The sequence below is a fragment of the Nocardiopsis protaetiae genome, from assembly GCF_045446735.1.
GTDB lineage: Bacteria > Actinomycetota > Actinomycetes > Streptosporangiales > Streptosporangiaceae > Nocardiopsis > Nocardiopsis protaetiae.
On the sequence record NZ_JBJJBV010000041.1, the window covers coordinates 1 to 20,887 of the forward strand.

13 protein-coding genes are annotated in these 20,887 nt (G+C 74.5%); 11 read left to right on the top strand and 2 right to left on the bottom strand.

Annotated features, from left to right (window positions below):
* Positions 1-155 precede the first annotated feature (155 nt).
* The 6 genes from ACJOT3_RS09200 (at position 156) to ACJOT3_RS09225 (ending at position 14,960) form a co-directional block, all read left to right on the top strand.
* The gene (locus ACJOT3_RS09200; protein ID WP_406970873.1) at positions 156-10,472 is read left to right on the top strand and encodes a non-ribosomal peptide synthetase; all 10,317 of its coding nucleotides are present in this window, start codon (positions 156-158) and stop codon (positions 10,470-10,472) included.
* A complete protein-coding gene (locus ACJOT3_RS09205) occupies positions 10,469-10,666 on the top strand; it encodes an MbtH family protein (protein WP_406970875.1) in 198 nt (65 codons plus the stop codon). The genes ACJOT3_RS09200 and ACJOT3_RS09205 overlap by 4 nt, the downstream gene beginning before the upstream one ends.
* Positions 10,667-11,109: 443 nt before the next feature.
* Positions 11,110-12,060, top strand: a complete 951-nt coding sequence (locus tag ACJOT3_RS09210) for a GHMP family kinase ATP-binding protein (protein WP_406970877.1) — start codon at positions 11,110-11,112, stop codon at positions 12,058-12,060.
* Between the two features lie 14 nt (positions 12,061-12,074).
* Positions 12,075-13,148: a PLP-dependent cysteine synthase family protein gene (locus ACJOT3_RS09215; protein ID WP_406970879.1), complete on the top strand. Its 1,074-nt coding sequence runs from the start codon at positions 12,075-12,077 to the stop codon at positions 13,146-13,148.
* Positions 13,149-13,194: 46 nt separating this feature from the next.
* Positions 13,195-13,689: a ribonuclease E activity regulator RraA gene (rraA, locus tag ACJOT3_RS09220; protein WP_406970881.1), complete on the top strand. Its 495-nt coding sequence runs from the start codon at positions 13,195-13,197 to the stop codon at positions 13,687-13,689.
* Positions 13,686-14,960, top strand: coding sequence for an MFS transporter (locus ACJOT3_RS09225; RefSeq protein WP_406970883.1), 1,275 nt, complete (start codon positions 13,686-13,688; stop codon positions 14,958-14,960). The genes rraA and ACJOT3_RS09225 overlap by 4 nt, the downstream gene beginning before the upstream one ends.
* A 61-nt stretch (positions 14,961-15,021) precedes the next feature.
* On the opposite strand, the gene ACJOT3_RS09230 is transcribed toward ACJOT3_RS09225, so the two are convergent.
* Positions 15,022-15,408: a nuclear transport factor 2 family protein gene (locus ACJOT3_RS09230; RefSeq protein ID WP_406970885.1), complete on the bottom strand. Its 387-nt coding sequence runs from the start codon at positions 15,406-15,408 to the stop codon at positions 15,022-15,024.
* A 301-nt stretch (positions 15,409-15,709) separates the two neighbouring features.
* On the opposite strand from ACJOT3_RS09230, the gene ACJOT3_RS09235 reads away from it, so the two are divergent.
* The 5 genes from ACJOT3_RS09235 to ACJOT3_RS09255 all read left to right on the top strand — a co-directional run bounded on the left by ACJOT3_RS09235 (position 15,710) and on the right by ACJOT3_RS09255 (position 19,204).
* Positions 15,710-16,153 (top strand): YciI family protein, encoded by a 444-nt coding sequence (locus ACJOT3_RS09235; RefSeq protein ID WP_406970886.1) that lies wholly within the window; start codon positions 15,710-15,712, stop codon positions 16,151-16,153.
* Between the two features lie 46 nt (positions 16,154-16,199).
* Positions 16,200-17,456, top strand: coding sequence for an RNA polymerase sigma factor (locus ACJOT3_RS09240; protein ID WP_406970887.1), 1,257 nt, complete (start codon positions 16,200-16,202; stop codon positions 17,454-17,456).
* A 50-nt stretch (positions 17,457-17,506) separates the two neighbouring features.
* Positions 17,507-17,737: a hypothetical protein gene (locus tag ACJOT3_RS09245; protein WP_406970889.1), complete on the top strand. Its 231-nt coding sequence runs from the start codon at positions 17,507-17,509 to the stop codon at positions 17,735-17,737.
* Positions 17,737-18,144: a TA system VapC family ribonuclease toxin gene (locus ACJOT3_RS09250; protein ID WP_406970891.1), complete on the top strand. Its 408-nt coding sequence runs from the start codon at positions 17,737-17,739 to the stop codon at positions 18,142-18,144. The genes ACJOT3_RS09245 and ACJOT3_RS09250 overlap by 1 nt, the downstream gene beginning before the upstream one ends.
* Before the next feature lie 64 nt (positions 18,145-18,208).
* Positions 18,209-19,204: an NAD-dependent epimerase/dehydratase family protein gene (locus tag ACJOT3_RS09255; RefSeq protein ID WP_406970893.1), complete on the top strand. Its 996-nt coding sequence runs from the start codon at positions 18,209-18,211 to the stop codon at positions 19,202-19,204.
* Between the two features lie 38 nt (positions 19,205-19,242).
* Here ACJOT3_RS09255 and ACJOT3_RS09260 read toward each other — a convergent pair whose 3' ends face one another.
* Positions 19,243-20,745 (bottom strand): AfsR/SARP family transcriptional regulator, encoded by a 1,503-nt coding sequence (locus tag ACJOT3_RS09260; protein WP_406970895.1) that lies wholly within the window; start codon positions 20,743-20,745, stop codon positions 19,243-19,245.
* Between the last annotated feature and the right edge of the window lie 142 nt (positions 20,746-20,887).

A 20,887-nucleotide genomic window follows, 5' to 3' on the forward strand; every position in this document is an offset into this window, starting at 1 on the left:
CCGCGTGTCCGGACCGGTGCCGCACCGGGCCCGCGGAACTGCCGGGGAGGGTGCCGCTCCACCTGCCCTTCCACCGCTCTGACCGGCCCTAATGTCCTTGGTGACGGAGAAAAAGGACGGACGCCGACGCGGCGGGATATCAGGTGAGACGGACAATGATCCCCCTTTCTTACGCACAGCGGAGGTTGTGGTTCCTGGACCGCTTGGAGGGTCCCGGCGCCACCTACAACATCCCGATGGCCCTGCGTCTGGAGGGCGGCCTGGACCCGGCCGCGCTGGAGGCGGCCCTGAGCGATGTGGTGGAGCGCCACGAGTCGCTGCGCACCGTCTTCCCGTCCGAGAACGGCGACCCGTACCAGCGCGTTCTGCCGGCGGAGGCCGCCCGCCCGGCCCTGCGGGTCGAGGAGGTGGGCGGCGACGGGGTCGCGGTCCGGGTGGACGCGCTGGCCCAGGAGACCTTCGACCTGGAGTCGGAGCCGCCGCTGCACACGACCCTGCTGCGGGTCGGCCCGGCCGAACACGTCCTGGTGCTGGTGGTCCACCACATCGCCGGTGACGGCTGGTCCATGGCCCCGCTGCTGCGCGACCTGTCCGAGGCCTACCGGGCCCGACTGGGCGGCGCGGCTCCCGCCTGGGAGCCGCTGGAGATCCAGTACGCCGACTACGCGCTCTGGCAGCGCGACCTCCTCGACGGCGAGGAGGACGGCGAGAGCCTGGCGGCCGAACAGCTCGCCCACTGGAGCGAGGTGCTGGCCGACCTCCCGGACGTGCTCGAACTCCCGGTGGACCGGGCCCGCCCGGCCCGGGCCTCGCACCGCGGCGGCACGGCCCCGATCTCCCTCCCTGCCGACCTGCACCGCGACCTGGTCACCCTCGCCCAGCGGCACGACGCCACCCTGTTCATGGTGCTCCAGGCGGCGCTGGCGGCGACGTTGACCCGGATGGGCGCGGGCACCGACATCCCGCTGGGCACCCCGGTGGCCGGGCGGAGCGACGAGGCGCTGGAGGACCTGGTCGGGTTCTTCGTCAACACGCTCGTCCTGCGCACCGACACCTCCGGCGACCCCGCATTCACGGAGCTGCTGGAGCGGGTCCGCGAGCGCACGCTCGCCGACCTGGAGCACCAGGACGTGCCCTTCGACCGTCTGGTGGAGGTCCTCAACCCGGTCCGCTCCACCGCGCACCAGCCGCTCTTCCAGGTCATGGTCGCGCTCCAGAACAACGCGCGCGCCGACCTGGACCTGCCCGGGCTCACGGTCGGGGAGCTGCCCTTCTCCACCGGCACCGCCAAGTTCGACCTCACCTTCATCCTCACCGAGGAGTACGGCCCCGGGGGCGCCCCGGGCGGTCTGGGCGGCGCCCTGGAGTACGCCACCGACCTCTTCGACGCCGAGACCGCGGCCGCCCTCGTGGACCGGCTCGGCCGGGTGCTGAAGGCGGTCGCGCACCGCCCGGAGGTCACCGTCGGCGAGATCGACCTCCTCTCGGAGCAGGAGCGGCACCGGGTCCTGGTGGAGTGGAACGACACCGCCGCCCCGCTGCCGGAGGGGTCGATCGTGGACCTCTTCCTGGCACAGGCGGCCGCCACCCCCGACGCCGTCGCGGTGGAGGGGGAGGCGGGGGCGCTGACCTACGCGGAGCTGGACCGCGCCTCGGCGGCGGTCGCCGCCGGGCTGGCCGACGCCGGGGTGCGCCCCGGCGACCCCGTCGCCCTGGCGATGGAGCGTTCGATCGACCTGGTCGCGGTGACCCTGGGCGTGCTGCGCGCCGGCGCGCTCTACGCGCCGCTGCACGCCTCGCACCCGGCCGACCGGCTGGCGCTCATCCTCGACGACTGCGGCGCCCGGGTGCTGGTCGCGGACGCCTCCATGGCCGACGCCGTCAAGGCCCTCGGAGCCGCGGGTGCCGACCTGCCGGTGCTGGCGGCGGCGGAGCTCGTCGCGGGGGACCGCACGGCCCCGGACACGGCCCCGACGCCCCAGGACTCCGCCTACGTGATGTTCACGTCGGGCTCCACCGGCCGTCCCAAGGGCGTGGTGGTGGGCCACCGCGACGTGGTGGCCCTGGCCATGGACCGGCGTTGGCGGGGTGGAGCGCACGAGCGGGTGCTGTTCCGCTCCCCGCACGCCTTCGACGCGGCGACCTACGAGCTGTGGGTGCCGCTGCTCAACGGCGGCCGGGTGGTCGTGGCCCCCGGGGAGACCGACGTCGAGACGATGCGGCGGGTGCTGACCCGCCACGAGGTGACCGCGGTCTTCCTGACCACGGCGCTGTTCAACCTCATCGCGGAGGAGGACCCGGCCCTGCTGGCCCGGGTGCGGGCGGTCCTGACGGGCGGCGAGTTCGTGTCCCCCGCGGCGATGGCACGGGTGGTGCGGGCCTGCCCGGACACGGCGGTCTCCCACGTGTACGGCCCGACGGAGACGACGACCTTCGCGACCGCCTTCGAGGTGCCAGCGGAGGTGTCGGAGGAGGACCGGGTCCCGATCGGCCGCCCGCTGGACAACATGCGGGTGTACGTGCTGGACGAGCGCCTGCGGCTGGCCCCGGTGGGTGTGCCGGGCGAGCTGTACATCGCCGGTGAGGGTGTGGCCCGCGGCTACCTGGGGCGGCCGGACCTGACCGCCGAGCGGTTCGTGCCCGACATCCACGGCGAGCCGGGCGGCCGGATGTACCGGACCGGCGACCTGGTGGCCTGGGACCGGCAGGGGCGCATCGTGTTCCTGGGCCGGGTGGACGACCAGGTCAAGATCCGCGGCTTCCGCATCGAACTCGGTGAGATCGAGGCCCACCTGGGCGCACACCCCTCCGTCGGCCGCGGCATGGTGATGGTCCGCGAGGACCGCCCCGGCGACCGCAGGCTGGTCGCCTACGCGGTCCCGGCCGCGGACGCGGTGATCGACCCGGCCGGGCTGCGGTCCGCCCTGGGCGCGGTGCTGCCCGACTACATGGTCCCGTCGGCGGTCGTGCCCATGGACGCGCTGCCGCTCAACGCCAACGGCAAGGTGGACCGGCGGGCGCTGCCCGCGCCCGAGTCCGCCCCGGGGACGGGCCGCGCCCCGCGGGACGCCCGCGAGGAGATCCTGTGTGGTCTGTTCGCGGAGGTCCTGGGGCTGGAGTCGGTGACGATCGACGACTCGTTCTTCGACCTGGGCGGTCACTCCCTGCTCGCCGCCCGCCTGACGACCCGGGTCCGTGCGGCCCTGGGTGCGGAGTTCACCCTCAAGGACCTGTTCCGTGCCCCCACCGTGGCGCGGATGGCCGAGAGCCTGGCCGCCGCCGGGGCCTCCGGCGCGGTCGCGGCGCCGCCCGTCACGGCGGTCGCGGAGCGGCCGGAGCGGGTCCCGCTGTCCTACGCCCAGCGCAGGCTGTGGTTCCTGGACCGCCTGGAGGGCCCGGGTGCCGCCTACAACATCCCGGTGGCCCTGCGTCTGGAGGGCGGCCTCGACACGGCCGCGCTGGAGGCGGCCCTGAGCGATGTGGTGGAGCGCCACGAGTCGCTGCGCACCGTCTTCGAGCAGGTCGACGGCGACCCGTACCAGCGCGTCCTGCCCGCGGAGGCCGCCCGCCCGATTCTGCGGGTCGAGGAGGTGGGCGGCGACGGGGTCGCGGCCCGGGTCGATGAGCTGGCCCAGGAGACCTTCGACCTGGAGTCGGAGCCGCCGCTGCACACGACCCTGCTGCGGGTCGGTCCGGTCGAGCACGTCCTGGTGCTGGTGGTCCACCACATCGCGGGCGACGGCTGGTCCATGGCCCCGCTGCTGCGCGACCTCTCGACGGCCTACGCCGCCCGGCTGAACGGCGATGCCCCGCAGTGGGGTCCCCTGCCGGTCCAGTACGCCGACTACGCGCTCTGGCAGGACGGGCTCCTCGCCGACGGGGAGGGTCCGGTCCCCGGGCAGCTCGCCCACTGGAGCGAGGTGCTGGCCGACCTCCCGGACGTGCTCGAACTCCCGGCGGACCGGGCCCGGCCCGCCCGGCCCTCGCACCGCGGCGAGGTCGCCCCGGTGGCGCTGCCCGCCGACCTGCACCGCGACCTGCTGGCCCTGGCCCGGCGCCACGACGCGACCCTGTTCATGGTGCTCCAGGCGGCCCTGGCCGCCACGTTGACCCGGATGGGCGCGGGCACCGACATCCCGCTGGGCACCCCGGTGGCCGGCCGCGGCGATGCGGCGCTGGAGGACCTGGTCGGGTTCTTCGTCAACACGCTCGTCCTGCGCACCGACACCTCGGGCGACCCGACCTTCGCCGAACTGCTGGGACGGGTGCGCGAGCGGACGCTCGCCGACCTGGAGCACCAGGACGTGCCCTTCGACCGCCTGGTGGAGGTGCTGAACCCGGTCCGATCGACCGCCCACCAGCCGCTCTTCCAGGTGATGATCGCGCTCCAGAACAACGCGCGCGCCGACCTGGACCTGCCGGGGCTGTCGGTGTCCGAGGCGCCCTTCTCGACCGGGACGGCCAAGTTCGACCTCACCTTCGTCCTGGCGGAGGAGTACGGCCCGGACGGGGAGCCGCTGGGCCTGGGCGGCGGGCTGGAGTACGCCACCGACCTCTTCGACGCCGAGACCGCGGCCGCCCTGGTCGAGCGCCTGGGCCGGATCCTGGCCGCCGCCGCGGCCGACCCCGGCGCACGGGTGCGGGACATCCCGCTGCTGTCGGAGGAGGAGCGGCACCGGGTCCTGGTGGAGTGGAACGACACCGCCGTCCCGCTGCCGGAGGGGTCGATCGTGGACCTGTTCCTGGCGCGGGCCCAGGCCTCTCCCGACGCCGTCGCGGTGGAGGGCGGGGCGGGGGCGCTGACCTACGCGGAGCTGGAGCGCGCCTCGGCGGTGGTCGCCGCCGGGCTGGCCGACGCCGGGGTGCGCCCCGGTGACCGGGTGGCGCTGGCGATGGAGCGTTCGATCGACCTGGTCGCGGTGACCCTGGGCGTGCTGCGGGCGGGAGCCGTGTACGTGCCGCTGCACGCCTCGCACCCGGCCGACCGGCTGGCGCTCATCCTCGACGACTGCGGCGCTCGGGTGCTGGTCGCCGACCCCGCCACGGCCGGCGCGGTCGCCGGGACCGGGCTGCCCGTCCTGGCCGCCGCCGGCCTGCTCGCCGGGACCGGTTCCCCCGAGGGGGCGGCGGTCGACTCGACCGCCACGGCGTACGTGATGTTCACGTCGGGCTCCACCGGCCGCCCCAAGGGCGTGGTGGTGGGCCACCGCGACGTGGTCGCCCTGGCCATGGACCGCCGCTGGCGCGGGGGTGCCCACGAACGGGTGCTTTTCCGCTCCCCGCACGCCTTCGACGCGGCGACCTATGAACTGTGGGTGCCGCTGCTCAACGGCGGACGCGTCGTCGTCGCCCCGGGAGAGACGGACGTCGAGACCCTGCGGGGCGTCCTGGACCGCCACGAGGTGACCGCCGTCTTCCTCACCACGGCGCTGTTCAACCTCATCGCCGAGGAGGACCCGGCCCTGCTGTCCCGGGTGCGCTCGGTGCTCACCGGCGGCGAGTTCGTCTCCCCGGCCGCCATGGCCCGTGTGGTGCGGGCCTGCCCGGACACGGCGGTCTCCCACGTGTACGGCCCGACCGAGACCACCACCTTCGCCACCGCCTTCGAGGTGCCCGCCGACCTCTCCGAGGAGGACCGGGTCCCGATCGGCCGTCCGCTGGACAACATGCGGGTGTACGTGCTGGACGAGCGCCTGCGGCCGGCCCCGGTGGGCGTCCCGGGCGAGCTGTACATCGCCGGTGAGGGCGTGGCCCGCGGCTACCTCGGCCGCGCGGACCTGACCGCCGAGCGTTTCGTCCCCGACATCCACGGCGACCCCGGCGGCCGGATGTACCGGACCGGCGACCTGGTCTCCTGGGACCGGCAGGGGCGCATCGTCTTCCTGGGCCGGGTCGACGACCAGGTCAAGATCCGCGGCTTCCGCATCGAACTCGGCGAGATCGAGGCCGTCATGGCGGGCGCGGACGAGGTCGCCCAGGCCTTCGTCCTCGTCCACCGGGACCCCGCCGGGGAACGCCGCCTGGTCGCCTACACGGTCCCGGCCGCGGGGGCGGCGATCGACCCGGCCGCGCTGCGCGCCTCCCTGGGGACGGTGCTGCCCGACTACATGGTCCCGGCCGCGGTGGTGGTCCTGGACGCGCTGCCCCTCAACGCGAACGGCAAGGTGGACCGGCGGGCGCTGCCGGAGCCGGACTTCGGTGCTCTGTCGCGGGGGCGTGCCCCGCGCGATGCCCGCGAGGAGATCCTGTGCGGGCTGTTCGCGGAGGTCCTGGGCCTGGAGTCGGTGACCATCGACGATTCCTTCTTCGACCTGGGCGGCCACTCCCTGCTCGCCGCCCGCCTCACGGCGCGCGTCCGCACCGCGCTGGGGGCGGAGCTCACCCTCAAGGACCTGTTCCGCGCCCCCACCGTCGCCGAGGCGGCCGCCCGCCTGGCCGCCGCCGAGGGCACGAACGCCGCCGTGGTCCGCCCGGTCGCGGCGGTCGCGGAGCGGCCCGAGCGCATCCCGCTCTCCTACGCCCAGCGCCGCCTGTGGTTCCTGGACCGGCTGGAGGGCCCCGGCGCCACCTACAACATCCCGGTGGCCCTGCGCCTGGAGGGCGACCTCGACCCGGCCGCCCTGAAGGCCGCGCTGGACGACGTGGTCGAGCGCCATGAGTCCCTGCGCACCGTCTTCGAGCAGGTCGACGGCGAACCCCACCAGCGGATCCTCGCCCCCGGCGAGTCCGGGGCGGTCCTGGACGCGGTCGAGGCGGACCCGGCCGGGTTCCCCGAGGTCCTGGACCGGATCGTCACCCGCACCTTCGACCTGGAGTCGGAGCCGCCGCTGCACACGACCCTGGTGCGGCTGGGTCCGGCCGAGCACGTCCTGGTGCTGGTGGTCCACCACATCGCGGGCGACGGCTGGTCCATGGCCCCGCTGCTGCGCGACCTGTCCGAGGCCTACACCGCCCGGCTGGACGGCGCGGCCCCCGGCTGGGCGCCCCTGGCCGTCCAGTACGCCGACTACGCGCTCTGGCAGCGCGGCCTCCTGGAGGACGCGGAGGGCCCGGTCACGGCCCAGGCCGAGCACTGGCGCACCTCCCTGGCCGGGATCCCCGACGTCCTCGAACTCCCGGTGGACCGGGCCCGCCCGGCCCGGGCCTCCCACCGCGGCGAGATCGTCCCGGTGGCGCTGCCCGCCGACCTGCACCGCGACCTGCTGGCCCTGGCCCGCGAACAGCACGTCACCCTGTTCATGGTGGTCCAGGCGGCCCTGGCCGTCCTGCTGGACCGGATGGGCGCCGGGGACGACGTGCCCCTGGGCACCCCGGTGGCCGGCCGCGGCGACCAGGCGCTGGACGACCTGGTCGGGTTCTTCGTGAACACGCTGGTGCTGCGCACCGACACCTCCGGGGACCCGACCTTCGCCGAGCTGCTGGCCCGGGTCCGGGAGTCCGACCTGGCCGCGTTCGCGCACCAGGACCTGCCCTTCGACCGCCTGGTGGAGGTGCTGAACCCGGTCCGATCGACCGCGCACCAGCCCCTGTTCCAGGTCATGGTGGCACTCCAGAACAACGCGCGCGCCGACCTGGCGCTGCCGGGGCTGACCGCCTCCGAGGTGCCGTTCTCGACCGGGACGGCCAAGTTCGACCTCACCTTCGTCCTGGCGGAGGAGTACGGACCCGACGGAGACCCCGCGGGTCTGGGAGGCGGCCTGGAGTACGCCACCGACCTCTTCGACGCCGAGACCGCGTCCGCCCTGGTGGACCGGCTCGGCCGGATCCTGGCCGCCGCGGCCGCCGCCCCCGGGAGCCGGGTGCGGGACATCCCGCTGCTGTCGGAGAACGAACGGGAGGACGTCCGCACCTACAACGACACCGCCTCACCGCACCGGCCCGGCGCACTGGTCCACGAGCTGTTCGAGGAGCGCGTCCGGGCGACCCCCGACGCGATCGCCCTGGTCAGCGGGGACGAACGGCTCACCTACGCCGAACTGGACGCCCGGGCCGACCGGCTGGCCCGCCACCTGGCCGCCGCCGGCGCCCTGCCGGAGTCCGCCGTGGCGGTCCTGGTGGACCGCTCCGTGCACCAGCTGGTCGCCACCCTCGCCGTGGTCAAGTGCGGCGCCGCCTACGTGCCCCTGGCCGGGTCGTTCCCGCCCGCCCGGGTGCGGACCATCATGGCCGAGACCGGGGCCGCCGTCCTGGTCACCGACACCGGCTGGAGCACCGGCGAGGTGGCCGCCGCGGAGGCGGCGCACGGCACCGCGGTCGTGGTCGCCGACGCCCTGCCCGCCGACCCGCCCGACCACGTCCGCCCCCGCGGCGGGGAGGTCGGCGACCTGGCCCTGCTGTACGTCATGTTCACGTCGGGATCGACCGGTCGGCCCAAGGGGGTGGCCGTGGACCACCGCAACGTGGTCCACCTCGCCGCCGACCACTGCTGGGACGGCGACCGCCACGACCGGGTCATGGTCCACTCCGCCTACGGGTTCGACGCCTCCACGTACGAGATCTGGGTGCCGCTGCTGCGCGGCCGCACCCTGGTCCTGGCCCCGACCACGAACGGCGACGCCCGGGTGCTCGCCGGCACCATCCGCGACCACGGCGTGACGGCGGCCTACTTCACCACCGGCCTGTTCAACGTCATGGCGGACGAGTGCGTCGAGGCCCTGGCCCTGCTCAGGGAGGTGTGGACCAGCGGTGACGTCGCCTCCCCGGCCGCGGTGGACCGGGTGCTGCGCCACTGCCCCGACACCGTGGTCGTCCACGGCTACGGGCCGACCGAGACGACCGTCTGGTCCAGCTACCAGGCCTTCCCCGTGGTCCCGGGGGACCGGGGAGGCGCCCGCACCCTGGGCGACCTGACCCTGGGCGACCCCATGGACGACACCACCATGTACGTCCTGGACGACCGGCTGCGACCGGTGCCCCCGGGCGCCATCGGGGAGCTGTACGTGGGCGGATCACACGTCGCCCGCGGTTATGTGGGCCGCGCGGACCTGACCTCCGAGCGGTTCGTCGCCGACCCCTACGGAGCCGAGGGGAGCCGGATGTACCGCACCGGCGACCTGGTGAGGTGGACCCCCCACAAGGAGATCCGCTTCCTCGGCCGGGTCGACGGCCAGTTGAAGATCCGGGGCTTTCGCATCGAGCCCGCCGAGGTCGAGGCGGCCCTGGCCGGCCGGCCAGGCATCGGCCGGTCCGCGGTCGTCGTCCGCGAGGACCGCCCCGGCGACAAGCGCCTGGTCGCCTACGTCGTCCCCGAACCCGGGCACACGCTCGACCAGGCCGCTCTGCGCGAGTCCCTGGCGGAGTCCCTGCCCGACTACATGGTCCCGTCCCTGTTCGTCACCGTGGACGACCTGCCCCTGACCGGCAACGGCAAGCTGGACCGCCGGGCTCTGCCGGTCCCCGACTACGGGGCCCTGGCCCGCGGCCGGGAGGCGGTCACCCCGCGCGAGGAACTCGTGTGCCGGGTGTTCGCCGAGGTGCTGGGGCTGGAGCGGGTCGGGGTCGATGACTCCTTCTTCGACCTGGGCGGCCACTCCCTGCTCGCCACCCGCCTGATCGGGCGGATCAACGACGCCACCGGGATGGAGTTGCAGGTCAAGGACCTGTTCCGGGCGCCGACCGTGGCGGGCCTGCTCGGCGGCCAGAGCCGGGTCGGGGCCTGGGACGCGCTGCTGCCGATCCAGCCGGACGGGGACGCACCGCCCCTGTTCTGCATCCACCCGGCCAGCGGCATGGCCTGGTCCTTCTCCGGACTGCCCCGGCTGCTCGGGCCCGACCAGCCCGTCTACGGGTTGCAGAGCCCCGTCCTGACCGGCGCCGCACCCGCCGCCGACGTCGAGGCGCTGGCCGCCGACTACCTGGAGCGGATCAGGTCGGTGCGGCCCCGCGGGCCCTACCGGCTGCTGGGCTACTCCTTCGGCGGCATGGTCGCCCACGCCGTCGCGAGCCTGCTCCGGGAGAACGGCGAGGAGGTCGAGTTCCTGGCCCTGGTCGACTCCTACCCCGCCCAGGCGCTCGGACCGGTCACCGCGCCCGACCACGACCAGTTCATGGCGATGCTGCTCGGCCGGGTGCCCGACCCCGGTGCGCCGGGGACCGGTCGGCCCTTCGACCCCGCCGCGGCCGTCCACGAGCTGCGCGGCGCCGACCCGGTCATGGCCGGGTTCGCCGAGGAGGAGGTCGCCGCCCTGGTGTCCGCGGCCGTCGGCCACGTGGACATCGCACAACGCTTCGTCCCGCGCCGCCACGAAGGTGACGTCACCTTCTTCCAAGCGACGCTCGGACGTCCCGAGGGAGCGCCCGGACCGGGTGCGTGGAGCACGCACGTGGGAGGTGACATCGACGTCCACCGGATCGAGGCGACCCACGCCCAGATGACCGAACCCGGGCCGATCGCGCTGATCGGCCGGGTCCTGGCAGAGAAGTTCGACACGACAAGAGACGCCGCACGCGGCGCGATGAGGAGTGAACGATGACCAACCCCTTCGAAGACGACAACGCCCGCTTCCAGGTCCTGGTCAACGCCGAGGGACAGCACTCCCTGTGGCCCGTCTTCGCCCCCGTCCCGGCGGGCTGGACGGTCGCCAAGGAGGAGGACTCCCGGCAGGCCTGCCTGGAGTACGTCGAGCGGAACTGGACCGACATCCGCCCGCTGAGCCTGGTGCGCTGACACCCGGACACCGACACCTGGACACCGAGCACCGCCCGCCCCGGGCCGGCCACGAACCGGCCCGGGGCAGGACCCGGCACGACCGGGTCCGACGCACGACGCACCCGCCACGAGCGGTGGCGCCCCACGGGAGCCCCGGCACCGGAGAGAACCTCCGCGCCGGGGCTCCCGCGCGCGTGCCCGCGGGGAGGGGAGGGAGAGGGGAGGCGGTGGGGGAGCGCTCGCCGGGGCCGCCGAAAACCGCCGGTGAACCGCCGGTGAACCGCCGGTCGACCGCCCTCCCGGCCGCCCCCCGGCCGCCGCCGTGGGTGCCGCGCGGACCGCCGGTGGAACGCCGGTGCCGACCGCCGGGGAACGGCGCCCGCCGTCCCTAGGCTCGTTCCCGTTCACATCCGCGAGGACCCGCCCCCGGGCCTCTGGAAGAGACAGGCAGTGAGATGCAGATGGCGGAAGCCGGCGGCACCCCTCAGGGCGCACCGCTCCTCACGGGCACCGGAGGTGCGGCCGCCCTCGGGTTCGGGTCGTCCCGTGTCCACCACGGGGAGATCCTCCAAGGCGTGTTCGAGCACGAGGGGCGGCTGGTCCGCGGCCTCACGACCATGCCCTGCGACCTCTACCACGCCTACGCCGTCTTCGAGCCCTCGGAGATCCCCGTGCTCACCGTCGAGCCCGCGGGCAAGGCCAAGGCGTTCCGGGCCGCCTCGGCGACCCTGTCCGCGCTGGGCAGGTCCCACCTCGGGGGGCGGCTGTACCTCGTCTCCCAGGTACCCCTGTCCCGCGGCTTCGGGTCCTCGACCAGCGACGTCATCGCCTCGATCCTGGCCGTCCACGACGCCTGCGGACAGCGGGTCGACAGCGGGCGGACCGCGCGCATCGCGGTCCGGTCCGAACAGGCCTCCGACTCCCTGATGTACGACGGCGACACGGTCCTCTTCGCCCAGCGCGAGGGGAAGGTCATCGAGACGCTTCCCGGCGCGCTGCCGCCCCTGCGGGTGCTCGGTTTCGGCACCAGCCGGGACGGCGCGGGCGTGGAGACCCTGGCCATGGGGGCGGCGGTCTACGGGCCCGGGGAGGTCGCCGAGTTCGCCGAACTGCGGCTGATGCTCCGCGAGGCCGTCGCCGCCGCGGACCCCGGGCTGCTCGGCCGCGTCGCCTCGGCCAGTGCCCGGATCAACCAGCGCCACCTGCCGGTCCCCGGCTTCGACGCCCTGGAGGCCCTGGTGCCCCGCACCGGGGCGGCCGGGCTCCAGGTGGCGCACAGCGGCGACATCGCCGGCCTGGTCTTCGACGGCCGCGACCCCGACACCGACCGACGCCTGGACCTGGCCCAACGGGCCCTCACGGACCTGGGCGTCACGGACTTCTGGCGGTTCTCCGCCGGAGAGCACGAGTGAGGACGACACACGCCATGAGCAATCCCCCCGTTCCCCCCGCCTCCCCGACCTCCTCCGCACCCCCCGTCGCCTTCGACGACATGACGGAGGCCATGGCGCTGCCCCGCCTCGTGCGGATCGGCGACAACCTCTACGCCGCCGTGTTCAACCTGATGAAGCTGCTGCCCGCCAAGCACATCATCGAGCGGGCCCGCCAGGAGGGCGCCCTCGCCCCGGGCGCGCCCGTCCTGGAGACCTCCTCCGGAACGTTCGCGCTCGGCCTCGCCCTGGTCTGCCGGCGGCTGGGCCACCCGCTGACCATCGTCGGGGACCCCGCCATCGACACCGACCTGCGCACCCGCCTGGAGATGCTGGGCACCCGGGTGGAGATCGTCGACGACTTCGACGCGCCCGGCGGCATCCAGGGCGCTCGCCTGGCCCGGCTGGAGCGGCTGCACCGGGAACGGCCCGAGTCGTTCGTCCCCGGCCAGTACGACAACCCGGGCAACCCCGCCGCCTACCTCCCCGTGGCCGAACTCCTGGCCGGGGCCCTGGGCCGAGTCGACCGCGTCGTCGGCCCGGTCGGCTCGGGCGGCTCCACCGGCGGCATCGCCAGCGCGCTGCGGCTGTTCGGCCAGGAGCTCGAACTGGTCGCCGTGGACACGCCCGGCAGCGTCATCTTCGGCCTGGAGAACGGCCCCCGCCCCCTGCGCGGCCTGGGCAGCAGCATCCTGCCCGGCAACGTGGCCCACGAGGCCTACGACACCGTCCACTGGGTGAGCGCCGCCGCGGCCTTCGACACCACCCGCCGCCTGTTCTCCGAACACGGTGTCTTCGCCGGGCCCACCAGCGGCGCGGCCCACCTGGCCGCGCGCTGGCACGCCGAGCGCGACCCGCACGGCACCACCGTGGTGGTGTTCCCCGACGACGGGTTCCGCTACCGCGACACCGTCTACTCGCGCCCCTGGCTGGAGGAGCAGGGCCTGTGGGCACCCGAGGTGCCCGCCGACCCCCGGCCCGTGGAGCCCCCGCACGGACTGCACCCGCACTGGTCGGTCGCCTCCTGGGGCCGCCGCCCCAGCCCGGCCGCCGCCGTACTCAGCGCATGACCCCCGGGAAACCCCCACAGACACGGAAAGTAAGGAGGGCTGGGAGATGCGAACCGTCGCCACCGCCACCGCCACCGCGGACCTGATGGACGCCGACCCCACCGCGGTCAGTGTTCACGCACCCCTGCGCCACTTCGGAGGCCGGACCTCCCTGCACGGCGCGGCGCACACCATCCGCTGCCACGAGGACAACGGCCTGGTCCGCGCCATGGCCGCCGAACCCGGACACGGCCGGGTCCTGGTCGTCGACGGCGGCGGCTCCACGCGGGCGGCGCTGGTCGGCGGCGAGGTCGCCCGTACCGCCGCCGCCAACGGCTGGTCCGGCATCGTGGTCCACGGCGCCGTCCGCGACGTCGCCGAGCTGCGGCTCGTGGACCTGTGCGTGCTGGCCGCCGCCACCAGCCCCCGCCGGCCCGGGCGCGTCGGCCTGGGCGAGGCGGACGTCCCCGTCGCGTTCGGCGGTGTCGTGATCGCCCCGGGCGCGGAGATCGTCGCGGACGAGGACGGGATCGTCCTGCCCGGGAAGGGCGGGGACCGGTGAGCGCCGGGGAGAAGGCCGGCGGCCACTTCCCGCGCTTCCTCGCCGGGAGCCTGGCCAGCAACCTCGCCGACGGCATCATGTTCACCGCGCTGCCGCTGGTCGCCGCGGCGCTCACCAACGACCCCCTGCTCGTGTCCGGGCTGCTCGTGGCCCGCTTCCTGCCCTGGCTGCTCTTCGGCCTGGTCGCCGGGGTGCTGGTGGACCGGCTCGACCGCGGCGTCCTCATGGTGACCGCCAACCTGGTCCGCGCCGCCGCCCTGGTGGCACTGGCGGCCCTGGTCGCCACCGGGTACGCCTCGATCCAGGTCCTGTACGCCGTGATGTTCACGGTGATGACGTGCGAGGTGTTCTACGACCTGGCGGGCCGGGCGATGCTGCCCCGCCTGGTCCCCGTCGAGGGGCTGGACCGCGCCAACGGGCGGATCGTGGGCGGCAAGACCGTCCTGGAGGACTTCGCCGGGGCGCCGCTGGCCGGCCTGCTCTTCGTGGTCGCCGCCTTCCTGCCGCTGGCCGTGAACGCCGGTGCCTACCTGCTGGGCGCGCTCGTCCTGCTGGGCCTGCCCCTGGCCGTGCGGCGCACCGCGCCGGAGGCGGCGGACGGCGCCCCGGCGCGCCCCTCCGTCACGGCCGAACTGCGCGCCGGGCTGGCCCTGGTGTTCGGGGACCGGGCCATGCGCTCCCCGGTCGTCCTCAACGTCCTCGCCAACATGGCGTTCATGGCGCAGGCCGGTGTCTTGGTCCTCATCGTGCGGGAGCACTTCGGGGTGCCCGAGGCGCTGTACGGCGTGTTCCTCGCCTCCTCCGCGGTCGGCGCGCTCACGGGCGCCCTCCTCACGGCCCGGGTGGCCGCCGCGCTGGGCCGGTTCGGGGCGTCGGTGTCGGGGTTCGCGGTGATGGGGCTGGCCTGTGCGGCCTTCGGCCTGGCCCCCAACGCGTACCTCGCCGCACTGGCCTGGGGCGTCCTGGGGGCGGCCATGTCCGTCTCCAACATCGTGATGCTGGGGTGTGTCCAGACGGTCGTCCCGGGCAGCCACCTGGGCCGGGTGATGTCCTGCGTGCAGGTGCTCGGGTTCGGCCTGGCCCCGGTGGGCGCCCTGCTCGGCGGCCTGCTGGGCCGGGTCGAGCTCTCCTACGTCCCGGTGGCGGCGGGCGGCCTGATCCTGCTCGCCCTGCTCTGCACGGCCCCCGGCCTGCGGCGGCTGACCGCCCGCGCGAACGAGGTCGCGGCCGCGGCGGAGGCGGAATCCGCGTCCGCCCCGGCCGCCGGATGACACCGGACACGTGGCGGGGGCGCGGGGGTGATCCCCCCGCGCCCCCGCCGCCTTCGGCCGCTCAGCCGTCGATGGCCAGCCTGTTCCACGTGAGCAGCAGCCCGTACGCGCCCAGGGTGAAGACGTCGACGAACCCGCGGCGCCCGGGCACGGCCCCCTCGGCCCGCCCGGTCACCACGACCGTCGAGTCCCGGGCGATGATGCGGTCCGCCCGGTGCGGCCCCTGCCCGGCCAGGCAGGTGAAGACCAGGGCGGCGGCCCCGTCCGGACCGCTCGCGGATCCGTGGGCGGGATGGGTGAAGACGGCCCCCGCGTCCACCAGGGACGCGTATCCGTCGGCGTCCCCCGTGTTGAGGTAGTGGTAGGCGAGGCGGACGTGGTCCACCCCGGCCTCGGTGCCCGGGAGCGGAGCGCCCGTGGCCGTCGCTCTCTCGGTGTCACGGGGCATGGTGGCCCTCCTCGGCTGCGCTGGGATCCGGTCTGTGGTCCCACTCTGCGATCGGCCGTCATTGCGCCCCTATCACCGCCCTATCCCGCCCCGGGCGGGCGGGGACGGCCGTTCCGGCGCTTCTGGACCGGCGGCCTGCCGAGCGGCCTCGCCGCCGGGGCGGCCATGGCGCGGGCCCCGCGGGACGCCTCCGAGGATTCCTGAAAAAATTCTCGGCCGGATGTCGATCCGGCCCGGGCCCGTTCGACGAACAGGTGAGAGGCGGGGGAGAGGCCCCCACACCACGTGGAAGGCGACCACCATGCGCTACATGATGTCGATCATGTCCGACCCGCAGGCCGAGGCGAACGTCGAGATGACCCCGGAGATCTTCGAGGCGATGGCCGCCTACAACGAGGAGCTCGTCAAGGCCGGCGTCCTGCTCGCCGGGGACGGCCTGGCGCCGTCCGCCGAGGCCACCCGGGTCACCTTCTCCGACGGCAAGGCCCGGGTGACCGACGGCCCCTTCGCCGAGGCCAAGGAGTTCATCGCCGGGTACTGGATCCTCCAGGTGTCCTCGCCCGAGGAGGCCGTGGAGTGGGCCAAGCGCTGCCCCCACCCCCCGGCGGGCGACTCCACGGAGATGAACCTGATCCTGCGCCGGATCCTGGACACCGACGACTTCGGCGACGAGATGCCCGCCGAGCTCAAGGACCGCGAGCGCGAACTGCGGCAGCAGATGGCCCACGAGGCCCCCGAGGACTGACCGAACCGGGTTGCGGTGACGCGGCTCACGGTGCTCTCATGGGCCCGTGAGCCACACCGATACCCGGCGCGCGGTGGAGGCGGTCTGGCGCATCGAGTCGGCCCGCCTCGTCGCAGCGCTCACCCGCATGGTCGGCGACGTCGGCCTCGCCGAGGAGTTCGCCCAGGACGCCCTGGTCAGCGCGTTGGAGAAGTGGCCGCGGGAGGGGGTGCCCGACCGCCCCGGCGCCTGGCTGACCACCGTCGCCAAACGCCGCGTCGTCGACCGCTGGCGCCGCGACGAGCGCTTCCAGGACCGCATGGCCGAGCTGGGCCGGGAGATCGTCGGGAACGACGGCCGGGACGGGTTCGACGCCGTCCTGGAGGAGGACTACGGCGACGACCTGCTCCGGCTGATGTTCGTGTGCTGCCACCCGGTGCTGTCCACACAGGCGCGGGTCGCCCTGACCCTGCGGATGCTGGGCGGGCTGGCCACCGACGAGATCGCCCGCGCCTTCCTGGTGCCCGAGGCGACCGTCGCCCAGCGCATCGTCCGGGCCAAGCGCACCCTGGCCGACAGGAGGGTGCCGTTCGAGGTGCCCGTCGGCGAGGACCGCGACGCCCGGGTGGCCTCCGTACTGGAGGTCGTCTACCTCGTGTTCAACGAGGGGTACACGGCGACCTCGGGCGACAGTCTGCTGCGCACCGACCTGTGCGAGGAGGCCATGCGGCTGGGCCGGGTGCTCGCCGGGCTGCTCCCCGAGGAGCGCGAGGTGCACGGGCTGGTCGCGCTCATGGAGCTGCACGCCTCCCGGTTCCGCGCCCGGGTCGCCCCGGACGGGTCCCCGGTGCCGCTCGCCGAGCAGGACCGCTCCCGCTGGGACCGGATGCTCATCGACCGGGGCATGAAGGCGCTGCTGCGGTCGCTGCCGCCCGACCCCTCACAGCCGCGCGGCCCCTACGCCCTCCAGGCGGCGATCGCCGCCGAGCACGCCCGGGTCCTGGACCCCGGGGACACCGACTGGACCGTCATCGCCGCCCTCTACCTGGCGCTGGCCCGCCAGACCGGTTCGCCGGTGGTGGAGCTCAACCGGGCGGTCGCGGTGTCGATGGCCTCCGGCCCGGCGGCCGCCCTGGAGATCGTCGACTCCCTCAACGGGTCCCTGGACGGCTACCACCTGCTCCCGTCCGTCCGCGGCGACCTGCTGGAACGCCTGGGCCGGGACAAGGAGGCCGAGGGCGAGTTCCGCCGCGCCGCCTCCCTCACCCGCAACGAACGCGAACGCGCCCTCCTCCTGGACCGCGCCGCCCGCGTCGCGCCTTGAGCTGAACCGCGCATCTTTGCATCATGATGTGATGAGGATATGATGCGCATATGAGAACCACGATAGATCTTCCTCCGGAATTGCACCGGCAAGCGATGTCGATCGCCAGGGACCAGTCGAGGACCTTGAGCGACATCGTTGCCGAGCTCATGCGCCGCGGTTTGACAAGGAGGGCATCGGAGGGGGAGGTCGTGCGCAGCGCCAGGACAGGGCTGCCCACCATTTCTCTCGGTACCGTCATCACAACGGAAGATGTCCGGGAACTGGAGGACGAGGACTGATGGCGGTTCTCTTGGACGCCAACGTCCTCATCGCCCTGCTGGCCGATGACCATGTACATCATGATGCGGCCGAAACCTGGTTCGTCGGGATGCAGGACACGTTCGCGACCTGTCCGATCACGCAGGGCAGTCTCGCCCGGATATTGATCCGTCAGGGAGAGGGTGCCGACACCGTCCTCCGCATGATCTCAGCCCTGGAAGCGGATCCCCGGCACGAATTCTGGCCGGACGATGTGTCGTATTCGGCCGTCGACTTCCACGGGGTCATCGGCCATCGGCAGGTGACCGACGCCTATCTGGCTCAGCTCGCCCGGGCCAACGGCGGGCGCTTGGCCACGTTCGACCAGGGGCTCGCGAAACTCCATGACGATGTCGCCGACCTGGTGGCGACCGAACCGCCGGTGTGAGCTGATTCTGCCGGTGGCAGTAAACAGTGGCGGTGCGGCGGTCGGAGCGGACAGGCTGCCCGTCATGAGACTTCTGGTACTGGGTGGCACAGAGTTCGTCGGGCGCTCCGTCGTCGAGGACGCACTGGAGCGGGGGTGGGACGTCACCGTCCTGCACCGCGGGACCCGGCAGGCCCCGCCGGGGGCGGCCGTGCTGCACGGCGACCGGCTGGCCCCCGGCGGCCTGGCCGAGCTGGAGAAGGGCGAGTGGGACGCCGTCGTCGACACCTGGTCGGCGGCGCCGCGGGTGGTGGCGGAGTCCGCCCGCCTGCTGGCGGACCGGGTGGGCCGCTACTCCTACATCTCCAGCTGCTCCGTCTACACCTTCCCCTCGGCGCCGGGCTCCGACGAGTCCTGGCCGACGGTCGACGCCGACCCCGAGGCGGACGCCACCGCCTACGCGGCCGACAAGCGCGGCGGCGAGCTGGCCGGTGAGGCGGTCTTCGGCGACCGCTTCCTGTCCGTGCGGGCCGGGCTCATCCTGGGCCCCTACGAGAACATCGGCCGCCTGCCCTGGTGGCTGAACCGCATCGCCCGGGGCGGCCCCTTCCCGGCCCCCGGCCCGGCCGACCTGCCGATCCAGTACGTGGACGCCCGCGACCTGGCCGCCTGGACCCTGGACGCCACCGCGGCCGGGCACTCCGGCCCGTTCAACATGGTGAGCCCGCCCGGGCACGCCACCATCGGGGAGTTCTACCAGGCCTGTGTCGCGGCGACCGGCGCGGACGCCGAGCCGCTGTGGATCACCCCCGAGCGGGTGGCCGCGGCCGAGGTGGCGCCATGGTCGGAGCTGCCGGTGTGGCTCCCGCCGGGCGAGCTGCACGAGTCCCTGCACGACAACGACGTCTCCCGCGCCGTGGCCGCCGGGCTGCGCTGCCGCCCGATCGCCGAGACCGTCGCCGACACCTGGGAGTGGCTGGTGTCCATCGGCGGCACCGCACCGCAGCGCCCGGACCGCCCGGCCGTGGGCCTGCCCGAGGGCGCCGAGGAGCGGCTGCTCGCCGGGCACACCGACCGCTGACCGCCGGGGGAGGGGCCCGCGCCGCGGGCCCCTCCCCGCTACCTGACGCCCGGCGGGTCCACCTCCACGTTCCGGCCCCGCGCGTCCAGGTGCGCGGCGGTCAGGCACAGCGCCAGCGGCAGCCGCACGCAGCCGTCGGCCGGGGCCGGGCCAGACACCGACGCCAGCGCCCGCCGACCGGCGACGCGCCGCAGCAGCTCCAGCGAGGACTCCGCCGACAGCACGTCCAGTGCCAGCCGGTGGGCGCCCAGCAGCGCCACCATCGGCAGCAGCCCGTGGCGGCTGGTCACCACCACGGCGCTGCCGCGGCCGCCGGGCAGCAGCGGCGTCACCTGTTCGGCGCAGGCGGCGTCGTCGAACACGAACAGCAGCCGCAGGTCGGCGGTGATCGACCGGAACAGCTTGGCCGGGTCGACCGCCCCCGCCGGGAGCCGCCGGGGGTCCACCCCCAGGCTGGACAGCATCTGTAGGAGGGCCTCCCGGGGGTTCACCGGGAGGCCCGAACCGCCCAGATCCACGTAGATCTGGCCGTCGGGGAAGCGTTCGCGCACCGCGTGCCCCCAGTGCAGGGCCAGGGCGGTCTTGCCGACCCCGGGGACCCCGGTGATCAGCAGGACCGGGTCGGGGTACCGGGCCAGCAGCCCGTCCATGGCGCGCAGTTCGCGCCCGCGGCCCACCAGCTCCGGCAGGCCGTGCGGCAGCTCGGCGGGGCGCACCGCCGCGGGCCGGGGCCCGGCCCGGTCGGGCCCGGCCGCCACGGACACGGCGGGCACCGGCTCGGCGGGGGCGGGCGCCCGGTCCGCGGTGAGCAGTTGCAGGTGCAGGCGGCGCAGGGGCTCACCGGGTTCGATGCCCATGCGCTCGCGCAGCAGCCCCCGCAGCGCCTCGTAGGCCTCCAGCGCCTCGCCGGTGCGTCCGGTGCCGTGCATCGCCGACATGAGCAGCCCGGTGAACCGCTCCCGGGTGGGGTGCGCGGTGCACAGGGTGCGCAGCTCGGGCAGGACGGCCCCGGCCCGGCCGCGCCGCAGCTCCGCGTCGTACAGCTCCTCCAGCGCGCCCAGCCGGGCCTCCTCCAGCTCGGGCCGGGCCCGGTCGGCGAGCGCGGGTTCGACCCCGTTGAGGGCGGGCCCGCTCCACAGGGCCAGGGCGGCGCGCAGCGACCGGGCGGCCGCGTCGTGCTCGCCGCGGGCACGCTCGGCGCGGGCGCGGCGGCGCAGCGCGGCGAAGGCCCGCACGTCGGTCGCCCCGTCGGGCACCGCGGCGCGGTAGCCGTGCCCGCAGCGGACGATGGTGTCCGCGCCCAGCCGCTTGCGCAGCTCGTGCACGTGCCCCTGGAGCCGGGAGCGGGCGCTGCCCGGCGGGTCCTCCCCCCACAGCAGGTCGATCAGCAGGTCGTCGGACACTGCGGTGTTCGGTCGGAGCAGGAGTGCGGCGAGCACGGTGCGGCGCTTGGGTCCCCCGACGTCGACGCGCACGTCCCCGCGGTGCGCCTCGACGGAACCGAGCAATCGGTACCGCATTCCTGCCTGGTCGGTTTCCATCCAGCGGTTCCCCTGTCCGCTAAAGAACCCTTCATCGGGCGGCAGGCGGAGCGTAGAACAGCCGTGTTCTCTGCGTCTACTGAGATCGGGTACCAGAAATCGGAGGCGGGGCTGAGCAGCCGGTTCCGAATTTCGGGCGGTC

Coding starts and splice junctions, on each gene's coding strand:
- ACJOT3_RS09200 (WP_406970873.1), top strand. CDS start 156: ATGATCCCCCTTTCTTACGCACAGCGGAGGTTGTGGTTCCTGGACCGC.
- ACJOT3_RS09215 (WP_406970879.1), top strand. CDS start 12,075: ATGAGCAATCCCCCCGTTCCCCCCGCCTCCCCGACCTCCTCCGCACCC.
- ACJOT3_RS09250 (WP_406970891.1), top strand. CDS start 17,737: ATGGCGGTTCTCTTGGACGCCAACGTCCTCATCGCCCTGCTGGCCGAT.
- ACJOT3_RS09245 (WP_406970889.1), top strand. CDS start 17,507: ATGAGAACCACGATAGATCTTCCTCCGGAATTGCACCGGCAAGCGATG.
- ACJOT3_RS09260 (WP_406970895.1), bottom strand. CDS start 20,745: ATGGAAACCGACCAGGCAGGAATGCGGTACCGATTGCTCGGTTCCGTC.
- ACJOT3_RS09205 (WP_406970875.1), top strand. CDS start 10,469: ATGACCAACCCCTTCGAAGACGACAACGCCCGCTTCCAGGTCCTGGTC.
- rraA (WP_406970881.1), top strand. CDS start 13,195: ATGCGAACCGTCGCCACCGCCACCGCCACCGCGGACCTGATGGACGCC.
- ACJOT3_RS09210 (WP_406970877.1), top strand. CDS start 11,110: ATGGCGGAAGCCGGCGGCACCCCTCAGGGCGCACCGCTCCTCACGGGC.
- ACJOT3_RS09235 (WP_406970886.1), top strand. CDS start 15,710: ATGCGCTACATGATGTCGATCATGTCCGACCCGCAGGCCGAGGCGAAC.
- ACJOT3_RS09255 (WP_406970893.1), top strand. CDS start 18,209: ATGAGACTTCTGGTACTGGGTGGCACAGAGTTCGTCGGGCGCTCCGTC.
- ACJOT3_RS09230 (WP_406970885.1), bottom strand. CDS start 15,408: ATGCCCCGTGACACCGAGAGAGCGACGGCCACGGGCGCTCCGCTCCCG.